The organism is Nostoc foliaceum FACHB-393 (genome assembly GCF_014698505.1).
Classification (GTDB): Bacteria; Cyanobacteriota; Cyanobacteriia; order Cyanobacteriales; family Nostocaceae; genus Nostoc; species Nostoc foliaceum_A.
On sequence record NZ_JACJTD010000002.1, the window covers coordinates 204,134 to 219,342 of the forward strand.

At 42.4% G+C, this 15,209-nt stretch carries 10 protein-coding genes; 4 read left to right on the forward strand and 6 right to left on the reverse strand.

Going from position 1 to position 15,209, the window contains the following annotated elements; genetic code table 11:
• Window positions 1–19 precede the first annotated feature (19 nt).
• A complete protein-coding gene (locus H6G92_RS02660) occupies window positions 20–712 on the forward strand; it encodes a PD-(D/E)XK nuclease family protein (RefSeq protein ID WP_190890460.1) in 693 nt (230 codons plus the stop codon).
• Window positions 713–784: 72 nt separating this feature from the next.
• On the opposite strand, the gene H6G92_RS02665 is transcribed toward H6G92_RS02660, so the two are convergent.
• The 4 genes from H6G92_RS02665 to H6G92_RS02680 all read right to left on the reverse strand — a co-directional run bounded on the left by H6G92_RS02665 (window position 785) and on the right by H6G92_RS02680 (window position 4,264).
• The gene (locus H6G92_RS02665; RefSeq protein WP_190890462.1) at window positions 785–1,021 is read right to left on the reverse strand and encodes a hypothetical protein; all 237 of its coding nucleotides are present in this window, start codon (window positions 1,019–1,021) and stop codon (window positions 785–787) included.
• A 239-nt stretch (window positions 1,022–1,260) separates the two neighbouring features.
• Window positions 1,261–1,503, reverse strand: coding sequence for a hypothetical protein (locus H6G92_RS02670; protein WP_190890464.1), 243 nt, complete (start codon window positions 1,501–1,503; stop codon window positions 1,261–1,263).
• Between the two features lie 15 nt (window positions 1,504–1,518).
• On the reverse strand, window positions 1,519–2,733 hold the full coding sequence (locus tag H6G92_RS02675) for a DUF790 family protein (protein ID WP_190890466.1): 1,215 nt from the start codon (window positions 2,731–2,733) through the stop codon (window positions 1,519–1,521).
• Entirely contained in the window at window positions 2,663–4,264 is a 1,602-nt protein-coding gene (locus H6G92_RS02680) for a DEAD/DEAH box helicase (RefSeq protein WP_190890469.1), read from the reverse strand. Before H6G92_RS02680 ends, H6G92_RS02675 begins: the two co-directional genes overlap by 71 nt.
• 110 nt (window positions 4,265–4,374) lie before the next feature.
• Here H6G92_RS02680 and H6G92_RS02685 point away from each other — a divergent pair, with 110 nt between their 5' ends.
• The 3 genes from H6G92_RS02685 (at window position 4,375) to H6G92_RS02695 (ending at window position 10,987) form a co-directional block, all read left to right on the forward strand.
• On the forward strand, window positions 4,375–5,670 hold the full coding sequence (locus H6G92_RS02685; protein WP_190890471.1) for an adenylate/guanylate cyclase domain-containing protein: 1,296 nt from the start codon (window positions 4,375–4,377) through the stop codon (window positions 5,668–5,670).
• Between the two features lie 258 nt (window positions 5,671–5,928).
• Complete coding sequence (locus H6G92_RS02690; RefSeq protein WP_190890474.1) at window positions 5,929–9,069, forward strand: PAS domain S-box protein; 3,141 nt, start codon at window positions 5,929–5,931, stop codon at window positions 9,067–9,069.
• A gap of 73 nt (window positions 9,070–9,142) precedes the next feature.
• Window positions 9,143–10,987 (forward strand): tetratricopeptide repeat protein, encoded by a 1,845-nt coding sequence (locus tag H6G92_RS02695; RefSeq protein WP_190890475.1) that lies wholly within the window; start codon window positions 9,143–9,145, stop codon window positions 10,985–10,987.
• Between the two features lie 122 nt (window positions 10,988–11,109).
• Here H6G92_RS02695 and H6G92_RS02700 read toward each other — a convergent pair whose 3' ends face one another.
• The gene (locus H6G92_RS02700) at window positions 11,110–13,653 is read right to left on the reverse strand and encodes a BsuBI/PstI family type II restriction endonuclease (RefSeq protein ID WP_313889931.1); all 2,544 of its coding nucleotides are present in this window, start codon (window positions 13,651–13,653) and stop codon (window positions 11,110–11,112) included.
• Window positions 13,654–13,794: 141 nt separating this feature from the next.
• On the reverse strand, window positions 13,795–15,147 hold the full coding sequence (gene tftA / locus H6G92_RS02705) for a hormogonium tapered terminus morphoprotein TftA (RefSeq protein ID WP_190890477.1): 1,353 nt from the start codon (window positions 15,145–15,147) through the stop codon (window positions 13,795–13,797).
• Between the last annotated feature and the right edge of the window lie 62 nt (window positions 15,148–15,209).

A 15,209-nucleotide genomic window follows, 5' to 3' on the forward strand; every position in this document is an offset into this window, starting at 1 on the left:
TACGAACTACGAATTAATAATGCAATTTGATACCCAACTGCTACCTCGAATTAATGCCACAGCCAAGCGAGAAAATGGTAAACAATATTATGTAGATGCCAACGGAAATCGTTTTCCCAGCGTGACGACAATACTTAATGCCACCAAATCACAAGCAGACAGAGACAGATTATTAAACTGGAAAACGCGTGTTGGTACAGAAGAAGCTACCCGCATTACTACAACTGCTAGCCGGCGGGGAACCCAAACACACAAACAAATTGAGCGCTACCTTCTTGGACAAAACCCAGTTTGTCCCGAAGCGAGTCGCCCTTATTGGGAGAGTATCAAGCCAGTTTTAGAAGAAATCGACACAGTTAGACTTGTAGAAGGCTCTGTTTTTCATCATAATTTGAGTTATTCTGGCAAAGTTGATTGTATTGCCAGCTATCAAGGTATTCCCTGTATTTGCGAGTGGAAAACAGCAGACAAACCCAAAGGTTCAGTTGAGCATTTATATGAACATCCACTGCAACTTACTGCGTACATAGGAGCAGCTAACGAATATTATCGAGATTATGGGATTCAGCTAAAGCACGCTCTCTTGGTAGTAGCGATTCCAGAAATGCCAGCAGAGGTATTTTGGTTTGAATCAGCAGTTATTAAAGATTACTGGGAGCAGTGGGAAAAAAGAGTTGCTGAATATTGGGAACGCAGAAGCGTTTGGAGTTAATCAGCCCCTTTGGGGAAGTCAAAAGTCAAAAGTCAAACATTTAAAATATTCGTATCGATTAAGACAGAGTTATTAGTCGTTTGCATAAAGGTTTTCTCTGCGGAAAGTGAGGCTTTCCGAGACTAATCCTACAGGATAGGCGGAAAATTTGAGAGGCGCTTTCTTTTTTTCCGTCTCTACTTCCTCAGCCACAGGCTTCTCATCAATTACTATTACCACCTTATGCTCACCTTCTGGAATATCCAATGGTAACTGCGCTGTAATCTTACCATCTTTGGTAACTGTAGCAATTGTTTCTATACTTTTCATACTATTTCTATTAGATTAATACATCACTGTTTCGTGAAGGGAAAATTCGGAAACATTTACATACACCAAGATATTTGTGGACACAAACATAGAGCAATACGGTTCAGTTAAGAAAATTTGTAGGTTGGGTTAAGCAAAGCGCAACCCAACAAAGCCTCGGAAATGTTGGGTTTCGTTCCTCAACCCAACCTACGCAAATTTATTTTTCTGGCTTAACTGAACCGTATTGAAATATAGAGTTAGCGTCCCCAATCACCATAGATATCCTCACGTCTTAGAGAAAGGTTTTCAGGCCAAGGGCCATAATTATGCACAGGAAAGTTTAGAGGAGGACGCTTTTCCTTGCTCTCTGCTTTCTCTGCCAAAGGTTTTTCATCAATTACTATTACTATCTGATGTTCACCCTCTGGAATATCCAATGGTAATTGCGCTGTAATCTTACCATCTTTGCTAACCGTGGCAATTGTTTCTATACTTTTCATCTCATTTATCCTTAATCAATCCATTACAGCTAATACAGCTTTCGGCAACAACTTATCTTTAAACCAAACAATTCTGGCGGGGACATCATTTAATTTTACTCCCGCCTTTTCTAAATTAAGTCGCTCGGAAATTGCCAAAATCAAATCATCACGTCCAGCCCGTCGCACTTGAGAAAACTTCTTTTGTAAATATTCTGGTCGCCAATAACCAACAATTTCTAATAAAAAGGTGCGTCCATCAGCATGAACTAAGCGAAAATCGGGAATCATCACACTACCAGGAATTGGTATCAAATCAACTTCTCGCTCTAATGCCCAACCACTTTTCAAAGCATCCCACTTATCAGCAAAGGATGCTTCTAGCATACTATCGTAGGGCTTTCCTGGTGGATAGTGGGATACCAAACCACATTCGGAATTGAGAGTAAAACGTCCAGTTTTCCAACTATTTGTATAAGCATCGCGGGTTTGGAGAATCGACGAGAGACTCCATTTAGTAACGTGAAGTAAAGCTGGAATAAGTTTAGCGATCGCTAACCCATATCGTGTACTAGGATTAAATAAACTCGTTGGACCATCTATCGTAATTGTAAACCCGTGGTCAGCATCACCCTCAATATAAGCCATTAATTGAAACAACTTCAGATAGCGAAATAACAGCTTATATTCTCCCGGAACATTCCGATGAGCATTTAATACAAGTTGGCTGGCTTTATAAAATACACCCTGCACCTGAGATAAGTTATATCTATTTATCAAATCTGGCGCTGTTGGTGCATCAAAAACAGTCAAAATCTTATTTTCAGATAAATCAGCATAGAGTCCATTACGAACCTGTTCTAATAAAACTTCCCGTTCAAGTTCTTGAGTTAATTCATCAGCAATTTTACTCAGAGTAACTTGTGTTGATTCTCGACTAGAAACAGACTTTGCAGCCAACGAAAACACCCGTTCTCTTAACATTTGTGGTTCCAAAGGACTTACCACCTCAAAAGTACAAAAACTACTTTTGAGAATATAAGCTAATCCCCGCTTCACCCGATAATCTGTAGAATCTCCTTCAAAATCAGTCAATTGTCGCTCAAGCACACCTTGAGTCTTCCCCACTGCTGATTGAAAATAATTAATTAACTCAATCGCCAACTCTGAAGTTTTTTGATCAATCTTCAGTCTCTTCGGAATGATCTCCTCCCCGGTTTGGCGATGCATCAGTAAGTCTGTCGGTAACATCTGCTGAATTCTGGATTTTAGATTTTGGACTTCCGGTTGAATAATTAATCTCTAACTGCTCCGCAGCCTTCAAACTCCGTTCCTTCCCACTCCCATACACAACCTGCAAATTCCCTTTCTTCTCCCCTTGTCCCCTTGTCTCCTTGTCCCCTTGTCCTCTTATCCTCTCCCCTCTCCGCCTAGCCGAAGTCCCTTCCTCACTCGTATCTTCCGCCACCACCTCATACAAAATCGCCTGCTTATTCTCAATATTTCCCTTCCGTAAAATCCTACCCAATCGCTGAGTATACTCCCTAGCCGAACCCGTCCCCGATAAAATAATTGCAACAGTTGCCGCCGGCACATCAACCCCTTCATTCAACACATGAGAAGCAACCAAAGTATTATATTTACCCTCTCGAAATTTTGTTAATATCTCATGCCGTTCTTTCACTGGAGTTTGATGAGTAATTGCCGGAATTAGTAACTCTTGAGAAATGCGATAAACTGTTGCATTATCCGCAGTAAAAATCAAAATTCTTGCCGGATAATGTTCTGCCAATAAATTAATCAGAATTCGCAACTTTCCATCAGTACCTAAAGCGATATCTTTCGCTTCTCGATGCGCTAACATAGCTCTACGTCCAGATTGCGATCGCGCACTCATTTGCACGAACATTTGCCAACCTTGAAGACTCCCCAAAGAAATCTTGGATTGTTTCAAAAAGTCGTTCCGAGTTTGAATTAGTTGATTGTATCTTTCCCGCTCAAGTTGCGATAACTTTACCTTAATTTGGACAATTTCATGTTCTGCTAACGCCTTCCCCGCCAAATCTTCAGCGCGTTTGCGATATACTTCTTGACCAATGAGAATATTTAAGTCAGCGTGTTTACCATCGGTGCGTTCTGGCGTAGCGGAGAGTCCAAGACGATAAGGTGCGATCGCATATTCAGCAATCACCCGATTAAAATCTGTCGGTAAATGATGACATTCATCAAAAACAATCAACGCATATTGGTTCCCCAACGTCTCAGCATGAATTGCTGCACTGTCGTAAGTTGCCACTAGAATTGCCGTTCTATCCCGCGAACCACCCCCCAGCAATCCCACTTCAGCATCAGGGAAAGCCGCTACCAAGTGTGCATACCATTGATGCATTAAATCCAAAGTTGGTACAACAATTAGCGTTGTGCGCGGCGTTGACTGCATCGCCATTTGCGCCAAATAAGTCTTACCCGCCGCCGTGGGCAGCACAACAACCCCTTGTCTACCCGCTAGTTTCCAAGCTGCTAGCGCCTCAGTCTGGTGAGGATAGGGTTCCATTTCCAGAGTGGGAACCAAATCTACAGGATAAAATTCCTTCGCCTCATCGATAAAATTCACATCTTCCGCTTGTAGTGCTTCCACTAGCGATCGGTATCTAATTGCTGGAATGCGGAATTTTTCAACTCTATCATCCCACGTAGCATAGTCCATCCAACCTTTGCCGCGTGGTGGTGGATGCAAAATTAATGTGCCACGATCAAAATTTAGTGTAGGGGTACGGGCCATGAGTATTGGGCATTGGGCAGGGTAGCAAGAGAGTGGAGGGGCGAATAATAACTCCTCAGTCAACAGTCAACAGTCAACACTCCCTTGATTACTAATAACGCAAAAAGTGCATGATTCATCCAAGTAACTCTGACAAAACCCAACTAGATACGCTCATTAGTCATGGAATGTCTGATCGACAAACCAACAATAACCTTGTCGAATCTTATAAAGAACAGCGACAGAACTTTCTGCTAAAACGGCTGCAATTACAGGCGCAGATTATGCTGGTAGCTGGCTTGACTTTAATCGCTTTTTTTCTTTGGGCAAATTCACATCTAGAAGGCAAGATATACGCTTTTAAAATTGGTATTGTAGTAGAATTATTCACTCTTATTTGTTGGGGTTTATGTAAAACTCCTATCGGCCGCCGTCATTCTGACTTAATTTTTTTGAGTTTATGCTGGTCTGTAACTTGTGCTGTCCAAATTGATATAGCTTTGCTGTTTAATGATTTGGAACCTAGAAGCAATATTTGGACTCTGATGTTTCTCACTCAGGCTATGATTGTTCCAGTCCAATGGTGGATGCATTTAATATCTCAACTTGGAACAATAATTTGCTATTTAACTTTATATATTTTATCCAAACCTATCTTGAAAAATCCATTAGCTTTTTATGCTGAACAAGGATTATACTTCTTTTGGACTTGCATAATTTGTGTATTTTCTGTCTATTTATACGAACGCTTGCGAAAAAAAGAATTTTACGCCCGTAAGGCAATGGAGCTAGCCCAGCAAAAATCAGAAAGGCTGCTACTAAATATCCTGCCAGAGATGATTGCAGAACAATTAAAACAACAGCCTACAACTATTGCCGATAGTTTTCTGGAAGTTACGGTACTATTTGCCGATATTGTCGGTTTTACAGAGCTTTCAACTCGTACATCTCCTGCGGAATTAGTCGAGTTATTAAATACAATATTCTGTTTGTTTGACCAATTAGCAGAACTTCATGGGGTAGAAAAAATCAAGACCATTGGCGATGCATATATGGCTGTTGCTGGATTGCCAAATCAGTCTAAAAACCATGCTCCAGCTATAGCTAATATGGCATTGGATATGCAAAATGCTATAGCTATCTTCAATGCAGAAAATAACCAAGTATTTCGCATCCGTATTGGCATTAGTACTGGGCCAGTAGTGGCAGGGGTAATTGGGCTAAAAAAGTTTGCCTACGATCTTTGGGGAGATACAGTAAATACTGCAAGTAGAATGGAATCACATGGTATAGCAGGTAGTATCCAGGTTTGTGAAGCAAGTTATCAGCTTTTAAAGGATAAATACTTATTGGAGAAACGAGGTTTAATTCAGGTTAAAGGCAAAGGAGAAATGATGACTTATATACTAAAAGCAATTAATTCATAAACTTAATACATCTATGCTTTTTAATGGAGAATCAAAACTAAATGTATATAATTAGAGCGACAACTATCAGGTTATTGAACATTTGCTAAAGCTGAGTTTTACTACTTTAGATAGATTCGCAGCAACTAACTGCTTAGGGGTGTATTTTTCCGATGCATAATAGGTGTTGAGCGATGTCTACGACAGGCTACGCCAACGCATTGTCTAGCTGATTTTGGGAATAATCCTTTAGCTAGCTGCATAAAAGGAGAAGCCACATTGAAAGGAATACGTTCCCTTCTAACACCCTATGCTGTGGCACTATTGGCTGTTGGTAGCGCATTGCTACTAACACTATTGCTACAGCCACTACTGAAACCAACTATTTTCCTGCTGTTTTTTGCTGCCGTGGCGGTTAGTGCCTGGTATGCCGGCATGGAAGCAGGATTGCTGACTACCGCTTTGTCTACTTTAGCCGTCAGCTACTTTTTCTTAGAGCCAGTATTTTCGCCCTTTGTTGATAACCTAGACAGCATAGTGCAGTTAGGCAGGTTTATGCTGGTGACAACACTCATCACTTTGCTGAACTCAAAGTTACGCACTGCCAAACAACATCTTCAAATGAGTTTGCAGAAGCTACAGGTGAGCGAAGCTAGGTTGAGAAGGTTGGTAGATTCCAACATCATTGGGGTAATTGTAGCCAATATGGACGGGGCGATCGCAGAGGCTAATGATGCTTTTTTACAAATGGTAGGTTATTCGCAGGAGGATTTGCTAGCAGGGCGAATTCGATGGCGTGACATGATACCACCAGAATATATTGAAGCAAATAACAGCGCGATGCCTACGACGGGCTACGCCTACGCAGAACTCACAACCAAAGGCGTGTGTCAGCCCTTTGAGAACGAATACATCCGCAAAGATGACAGCCGTGTTCCCATCCTATTAGGTTGCGCTTTATTAGAAAATAATCCAGAGGATGTTATCTGTTTTGTACTTGATTTAAGTGAACGTAAACAAGTAGAGCTTGCCCTTGGCAAAAGCGAAGAACGCTACCGCGCTTTTTTAGAGCAGAGTTCAGAAGGTATTTGGTGCATTGAACTAGAGGTACCAATTTCGCTAGATTGCCCAGAAGATGAACAAATTCAACATTTTTACCAATATGCTTACTTAGCGGAATGCAACAATGTTATGGCACAGATGTATGGCTTTTCTCGTGCCGAAGAAATCATCAGCGCCAGACTAGGAGACTTGCTCATTCCCTCTGATCCAGATAATATTGCATACCTGCGTCGTTTTATTCGTTCTAACTACCGACTCATTGATGCAGAGTCTCATGAAATAGATAAGCAAGGTAATTCCAAATATTTTTTGAATAATCTGGTAGGAATTGTTGAAAATGGCTTTTTAGTCAGAGCGTGGGGAACTCAACGCGACATTACAGAACGCAAACGAGCAGAAGCAGCACTGCGTCAACGAGAAGATCAACTCCGCCTGATTACAAATGCTGTGCCCGTTCAGATTTCCTATGTTGATGGGGAGCAGCGTTATCGCTTTAATAATAAAGGATATGAAGATTGGTTTGGAATTCCTACTTCGGAAATTTATGGTAAACACATTAGAGAAATTGTTGGAGAATCAGTTTATCAGTCAATTCTGCCTTATATAGAAAAGGTACTTTCAGGAGAGCAAGTAACTTACGAAACCCAATTACCCGATAAAGATGGCACAAATCATTACGTGAATGTCACTTACGTTCCCCAGTTTAGTCAGCAAGGAAAAGTTGAAGGATTTGTTGCCCTAATCACAGATATTACACTTCACAAGTTAGCAGAAGCAGCTCTCAAACAGAGCGAGAAACGGTTAAAGACACTCACAGAAAAAGCCCGCTTGATTCCTTGGGAGGTAAATGCTACTACGGGGAATTTTACCTATGTAGGGCCACAAACTGTTGAGATTCTTGGCTATCCATTGTCAGACTGGTACACCGATAATTTTTGGGCAAAATGTATACATCCAGAAGATCGGGAGTGGGCTATGCAGTATTACCAAGAATCTTCGCTCTCACTAAATAATTACGAACTTGAATACAGGGTGTTGGCTGCTGATGGCAGAGTCGTGTGGTTATATGACATTGTTAATGTCGTGCGGGATGAGGATGGAGCGCAGCTACTACATGGGTTCATGATTGACATTACCGATCGCAAGCAAGCAGAGCAAGAACGCGAACAACTGCTTGAGCGCGAACAAGCAGCACGCGCCGATGCAGAAGCTGCAAACCGGATGAAAGATGAATTTCTCGCCACACTCTCCCACGAACTCCGCACACCCCTAAACGCCATATTGGGCTGGACACAACTACTTAGGAATCGCAAGTTTGATGAAACTACTACTGCGCGGGCACTAGAGACAATTGAGCGTAACACCAGATCCCTAACTCAACTGATTGAAGATGTCTTAGATGTCTCGCGGATTATTAGAGGCACACTCCATTTAAGTATTCATCGGGTAAAACTTGTACCACTTATAGAGGCAGCAATCGATACTGTGTATCCAGCAGCCCAGGCCAAAGAGATTAGCATCAAGTGTAAATTTGACCCGGAAGTAGGGGTAGTTGTGGGTGATGCCAACCGCTTGCAACAGATTGTGTGGAATTTGCTCTCCAACGCCGTTAAGTTTACACCCAAGGGGGGAAGAGTTGATGTGGAATTGGAGCGAATTGAATCATGCGTGCAAATTCGAGTGAGTGATACAGGAGTGGGAATTGCTGCCGAATTCCTAGCCCATGTATTTGAACGCTTCCGTCAAGAAGACAGTTCCAGCACGCGATCGCATGGTGGATTAGGATTAGGGTTAGCGATCGTCCGCCACTTGGTAGAATTACACGGCGGCACAGTCTCTGCCGAAAGTCCAGGAATTGGACAGGGGGCAACATTCATTGTCAATCTGCCAATGAAAGCCGTTTATGTAGAGACTAATACGGCGGAGCAGCTTTCATCTGTTGGAGATACCCAAGAGGCTAACTATTACTTGCCAAAGCTAGATGGCTTGCGGGTGCTGGTTGTTGATGATGAGGCAGACGCGCGTCATTTGCTGACTACGATTCTGGGACAGTATGGTGCCCAAGTCATGGCTGCTCGATCTGCAAGTGATGCACTGCTTGCCCTGCAACAGTTTCACCCCCATATACTGGTGAGCGATATTGGTATGCCACAAGAAGACGGCTACACACTAATTCGTCAAGTCAGGGCGCTACCAACAGATCAAGGTGGACGGATTCCAGCAGTGGCGCTGACAGCCTATGCTAGGGCAGAAGATCGCACGCAAGCCCTGTTAGCAGGCTTTCAGCTTCATGTCCCCAAGCCAGTCAATCCGGGCGAATTAGCAGCCGTAATTGCTAACCTCACCGGACGGACTTGAATAATTCAAAATTTCCCCACCTCTGCTGCTAAGACTAGAATTAGAATTGACGTGATGTTTCCTAGTAGCTAAAGTGTCAGATTCTCTGCCATTGCGCGATCGCTATCTTGCCTTAATCGATGAAATTGTCGAAACCACCCTCAAGGGCAAAATTAGCTCTGTTGAGATGGTGTATCAAATGCTGCTTAAAGGGATCACTTCCGGTACAGGGGAAGTCTTTGAGCTAGCTTTGAGCGATCGCCTGAATGCTCTCCAAAGCCAAGTTGATAATGAAAAAGATGAACTCAAAAAAGCTAAGGCGACTCGGAGTTTGAGAGCGATTAAGACTATTCAAAGTCAATGGCAACGCTCTTCAGAGCAAAATAAAGCCACAGAAGCGATCGCCTCCGCAGTTACAGAAATTACCACAGCCTCTGCTGACGAACGTCTGGCGGCATTTATACGGGTTACTGACCCCAATCAGAAGTATCCGCTAAATTTACAACAGCTACAGCAATTGTCAAAAGCATTGCTGCAATTTGCTCAGGCAGATGCTGATTTAGAACAATTTTCCGAAGGGATTACCCGTGGTTTAGCTTCTTGGCAGCGATTGCAAGACAACTTGCTCAGTTGGATGTATGAGCAAAAAGAATCTTTGGGATTTGGCGGCGTACCGGGAGAACGTGGCCCTTGGGCAAGTTGGGCTAAACAACTCAATAGTGAGTTACCCAAAACGCTGCTTCGCACCTTGGCTATGGAAGAATCGGCAATTGAGTTTGCCGAGCGACAACGGGGAATCACCCTCAGAGATTGGGTGGAAATGGCATTGATTTTACAGTTCTTGCAACGGGGACTAATTAACTGGTTTGACCAACAAGCTTACGATGTTAAAGCGGGGCCAAAGTTGTCCATTTCCACTTTTTTAACCTTTGCAGTGATTTGGAGTCAGTTAGCAAGTGGTTTTGGCAGCATTGGGAAAATATACGGCGATGCCTGTTCTCAAATCATGCTCCAGATTTTGCGAACCTTTGCCCAGCGTCCGTATTTTCCCTTTTACGGCGGGATTTTTGCCTCTTTTACTGGCACTTACTTGCGAGATGCCCTTGATTATTTGGATGAGCCATTGCGTCGAGGCGAGGGAACCCAGGAAAAGGCGCGAATTTTGACACTTTTAGGCTATTCACAACGTGCTTTGGGACAATACCAGCGCTCTATTGATTTTCATCAGCAGGCGCTAGAGATAGCCAGAAATGCAGGCGATCGCGCCTGTGAAATTGCCAATCTCAACCACCTCAGCCGCACCTACGTGCAACAGCAAAATTATGCTGAGGCAATTAACTACAGTCAACGAGCATTAATACTAAGTCGCCAAGCAGGCGATCGCACAGGAGAAGCAAACGCGCTGGTAAATTTAGGTTACAGCGAAGTTATGCAGGCTCAGGAATTGGAAAACCTAGAACCGGAAACTTATGAAGCCGCAATTAACTATTTAGAACAAGGTTTAAAATTATCAGAGAAATTAGGCGATATTCAAAGTAAAGCCTTATGTGTCAGCAGCTTAGGAATTGCCTATTTAGTAATTGGAGAACACCAAACGGCAATTAAATATCTTGAAGATGGCTTTAAAACAGCGCAAGTTTCTGGCGATTTGTATCTCCAAGGGCGGAACTTAGCTTATTTGGCAGAAGCTTACTACCATCTACAAAATTCAGACAAAACTATTTACACAGGCTGCTTGGGAATGTATCTTTTGGAGCAAATTGCTTCTCGTGAGTGGCGACAACCGGCAGGGTTACTGACAATTTTACAAGGACAAATAGGGGCAGAAGCTTTCCAAAAGTTTTTACAGCAACATCGCCCTAAAATTATCGCGGTTATCGGTGTAGATGGGTATGATCACATTCCGCAGTTGTTAGAAGAATATAAGCAAGATATGTAAGAAAGTATTGACAAAGAGTTAAGCCTTAACGCAAGCAAATTGTGCTATAAATGTTACATAGACACCTGAATTATGCTGTATATTCAGGAAGTTTACTTCTTTTCTATTTGGTAAGCCTGCAATCAATATTCACCATTGAAATGAATCAAGTGAGTAGAATCTTCAGCAACCCAAACATCTGTTTCCCAAGCAATCTCTGCCAGATATGCCACCATTGCCTTACGGCTGAGAAATGTTGTTACCATCACTAGAGGTATTTCGGCACTTCTGAATAAAACTTCAAGTTCCTTCTTCCGTTTAGGATTAATTGGTCCATGTGAGGTTACAGCTTCAATCAGCACCAACCAGTTATTTCTTGTGAAATGAATGATCACATCTGGCATTTTGCCGTGGGAATCAATGTTAACCCCCAAATCTGCCAATGCTACTTGATCGAAGTGGGTGAACTTTTCATCTGTATCGCCAACATAAATAAGCTTTCCACTAGGAGTAAAACGGGGGGCAAAATCATTAATAATTTTTTCAATTAAAATATTCTGGCCACCTGGTGATAAAGTTTTAATTTCCCCTGCAATCACTATCGGAATACGGGACATTTCGCGCTCTTGAGCATACTGCTTTTTTAGAGTATAAACCGAAGCAAGGTAGGTACGGATGCTCTTTTCCCATTCGTTAGTGGCGTAAGTTCTTAATAGTTCTAGCGCACTGTTTTCAATTTGATATACAGTTTTTGGGCTGTTGATGGGGCGGCTTAAATCATCTGGATTAGCAACTATCAAAGCTGCATCTAGAAATTGATGCACTGTCTGACGGCGAACTGTTTCCCGTGTGTTGGGCTTATAGGTTTTGCCATAATGTTGAGCCATAAAGTCCATCATTGGCGTAATTCCCATCAAAGGGGAAGTTGCTAATTGCCAAGAGTCTGTCGGTTTTAAGTCAAGTAACGCCAGGAGAGTTAAAGCTGACCGTTCGTTAAGCTGTGCTCGTGGAAAGCCCAATTGTGTCAATATTTGTAGCGCTTCATCAATTCTAGACTTAGTTGTAATTGGATTATTCTCTGACAGATTTGACATACTCAGTAGCTTATTTTCTATAAGTTCATCAATTTCTCGCAAAGAAGGAAACTGCTCTTTAATCCCTGTCCCTAATGACAATAGCTGTTCCAAATTAGGGTACTTTAATTTTCGCAAATCTGTTGCATTAACCTGAGTATGCCCATTGAACAACCGAAAAAAAGCATCAACTAGGGTTGAATTGAGATAAACAGCAAGCCCACGAGCTAAGGTAAGGCTAAGTCCACGCCCATCTTTGTGAAAGTAATTCAAGTGATTTTCAAAGCCGACATAGGCATAATTAAATTGGTTGGCATCATAAACCACCGCAACAACACGCCTTTTCTCTTCTTTCGATGAAAATCTTTTGCATAGGACGTAATGCTCATTTGGTATGAGAAGGTTCGCTGTTTCTTTTATATGAACTATTGCTTGAGGCTTTTTAGTTATTTTTGGGTGCTCTACATATCCATTCGATAAATTCACTGGATAAATTAAAGGAACGGTATTGTTTTCTCGATTTGCTCTTAGATAATCTTTTGCTCGAAAATCTACTACCCGTCCGGTTGAAACTGTTAGCCCTAAGTCTTTTAATGTACAGTTGAAAAGTGCTATTCGCTGAACTATTTGCTGGCTAATCTTATCTGGAATAATATGAATAAACTGCTCTAGATCATCGGGCTGAACTAAGGCTGTATATGGTACAGAGTGTGACAACATCAAGTCATCATTAGCACCAGAACTGGTATTGATGATGACGCTGCTAGACTTCTGCTTTTGTTTTCTAGCTTGGATGATGATAGTTTCCTGCAAAATATCATCGTCACTAAATGCTTCTTGCCGCGACTCAAAAAGATGTACTTGCTCTAAAGCCATCATCTCTAAAAACATCTTGCGGAAGTCACGGAAATATGGGCCATTGCAAAAACTGCGTGGGGTAATCGCTACAAACTCCCCACTTGGTTTTAAGAGTTGCGCTGTAGCTGCCATAAAACCAGTATAAAGATTGCTAGTTTCCAAACCGATGGAACACAGCAATTCGCGCACCTTGGAATTAGCATTGATTTTCAAATAAGGCGGGTTGAGAATAGCATGGGTAAATTCTGTTGCGTTTGCACTATTCAATAAACCAATCTGAAGCAGCCTGACTGCATCTTCGATAAAATCAGTCTCACGAATTTCGTAATTAAAGGAAATACCCACACGTTGACATTCCTTCTCACATAGCTCTAGAGTCTGATGCAAATATCCAATTAGAAAAGGGTCAATTTCATAAGCTATAACCCGCAAACTTGACGTATGTTGTTGATGCTGACATACTTTTGTTACAAAAGCGGCTAGTAATGAACCGATTCCTGCTCCAGCATCAAGCAAAGATATTTCAGGCAAATCTAGTCTATTAAACATTCCAGCCATCAATTGGGCTACTGAGGCGGGAGTGAGAAATTGACCCATCGATGCTTTTTTGTCTTGCCTTAGCTTTAAACTTACTACAGTCCGGCGAAGATCCACTTCTGCAAGCAAGTTTCCATTTGATAGTTTTGCGAGGCTGGTAAACTCTAAACTACTGTTATGACTTGCTACGAACGTTCTACTGCTTGATGGGACGATCACGGTCTGTTTTTTTAATTGCTATCAAGTCTACAATAACTTTACGGCATCCTCATGCCTGAAGAAGACCACGTTTGCGATGGCGTTCCGCCCACCGTAGGCGATCGCGTTATACAGAACCTTAGTAATGTTGAGACTCTTCACTCAAAGAAGTCCTGCTGACTCATACAATCGTTTAAGCATCGCTGAAATCCTTGCACCATAATCCAAATCTGCTGACCACCGCCCTGATAGCTGATCAATTAATGGCGCAATTCCCCGCGTTACAAAGCGAAATCTTGGATCTACGACTTCCTGTACCAAAGGTTCTAAACTGGCGTAAGCTTTCAAATGTTGGACGTGCGCCCTCACTCCAATTCTGGCACTTTGAAACGATGCAGCCTCCGAACCTCCACCGATCGCACCTAAGCCTGCAAAGTTATTTTGCTCAGGTCTAATATCACCACCGAACCGTAAAAATCCAGTTTCTACACACATTTGGCAAAAGGCAATATCATAGTTAACTCCCTCTATACCTGCTTCTTCTCGATAAAGTTTTGGGATATCAGGAAACTTTACTAAAGCATTTTCATTATTGTTTCTCAGGAATAATTGTAACTGTACTTCTGAAGTATTACCGTTCGACATTACCCGCTCAAATTGACCAGAGCAAACCATCAAATTTGATCGCAAGCTAACAGTACGCGTTGTAGCATCCCAATTGACTGCAACATTAAAATCTCGCAGTTCGATCGCTTTGACATAAACTACTTTGCGATAGGTAATTCGATTAACATTAGCGGCTTTTGCAAGGTCAATCCGTAGACGGTCTACTAAATCAATGGGGATGTAAGCATTCCCATTAACCAACACTCCTTGCTCTGAGTAATTTTGCCCATTAATATTGATATTAATTGGCGGATAATTTGGTTCCGCCGGAGTTCCAGGATTGGGGTCAATCACGCGACTCCAAGTTACTAGTCCATCGACAATTCCTAAGGCAAAATCGCGGCGACGAGTTTGTAGCAAAGCCCGATCCTCTGGATTACTAAGAAACCCCACTTGCATCACCAAAGCTGGAAGCGTTGTCTGGCGACAGAATGCTAAACTACCTAATCCACTATTTGTATCTGGCTTAACTCCGCGATTTGGTAATTGGGGTACGCGGCGCAATAACGCCACTAACAATTGTTCAGCATTACTTCTGCGATCGCTATTATTAACAATGTAGAAGACGCTAGCCCCACGCACAGAAGGGCTGCTAGCTGCATCAGATTCAATTTCTAGGGCGACATCACCCCGACGGGCGCGGGAATTTATCCAGGTGATAGTTTGGGCGGCACTCAAGTCATCAGGGACTGCCAAAATTTCCAGATTCCGCGCTCTCAGTTCCGTGACAATCAAATCCCGCAGCAGAATCATTTCTTTAGCTTCAGTTGTACCACCTGCGATCGCACCTGGATCTATCCCTCTGGCTTCTCTGCCTCCGTGAGCCGCTGAAATAAAAATACGCCCCATTTTAAGTATTTCCTCTGATAAAACTAAGTGTAAGCAATTCTATATATCATTCTTGGTCTAGC

Bases quoted from the DNA above. Each gene is read 5' to 3' on its own strand.
- H6G92_RS02660 (WP_190890460.1), top strand. From the start codon at position 20: ATGCAATTTGATACCCAACTGCTACCTCGAATTAATGCCACAGCCAAG.
- H6G92_RS02665 (WP_190890462.1), bottom strand. From the start codon at position 1,021: ATGAAAAGTATAGAAACAATTGCTACAGTTACCAAAGATGGTAAGATT.
- H6G92_RS02670 (WP_190890464.1), bottom strand. From the start codon at position 1,503: ATGAAAAGTATAGAAACAATTGCCACGGTTAGCAAAGATGGTAAGATT.
- H6G92_RS02675 (WP_190890466.1), bottom strand. From the start codon at position 2,733: ATGTTACCGACAGACTTACTGATGCATCGCCAAACCGGGGAGGAGATC.
- H6G92_RS02680 (WP_190890469.1), bottom strand. From the start codon at position 4,264: ATGGCCCGTACCCCTACACTAAATTTTGATCGTGGCACATTAATTTTG.
- H6G92_RS02685 (WP_190890471.1), top strand. From the start codon at position 4,375: ATGATTCATCCAAGTAACTCTGACAAAACCCAACTAGATACGCTCATT.
- tftA (WP_190890477.1), bottom strand. From the start codon at position 15,147: ATGGGGCGTATTTTTATTTCAGCGGCTCACGGAGGCAGAGAAGCCAGA.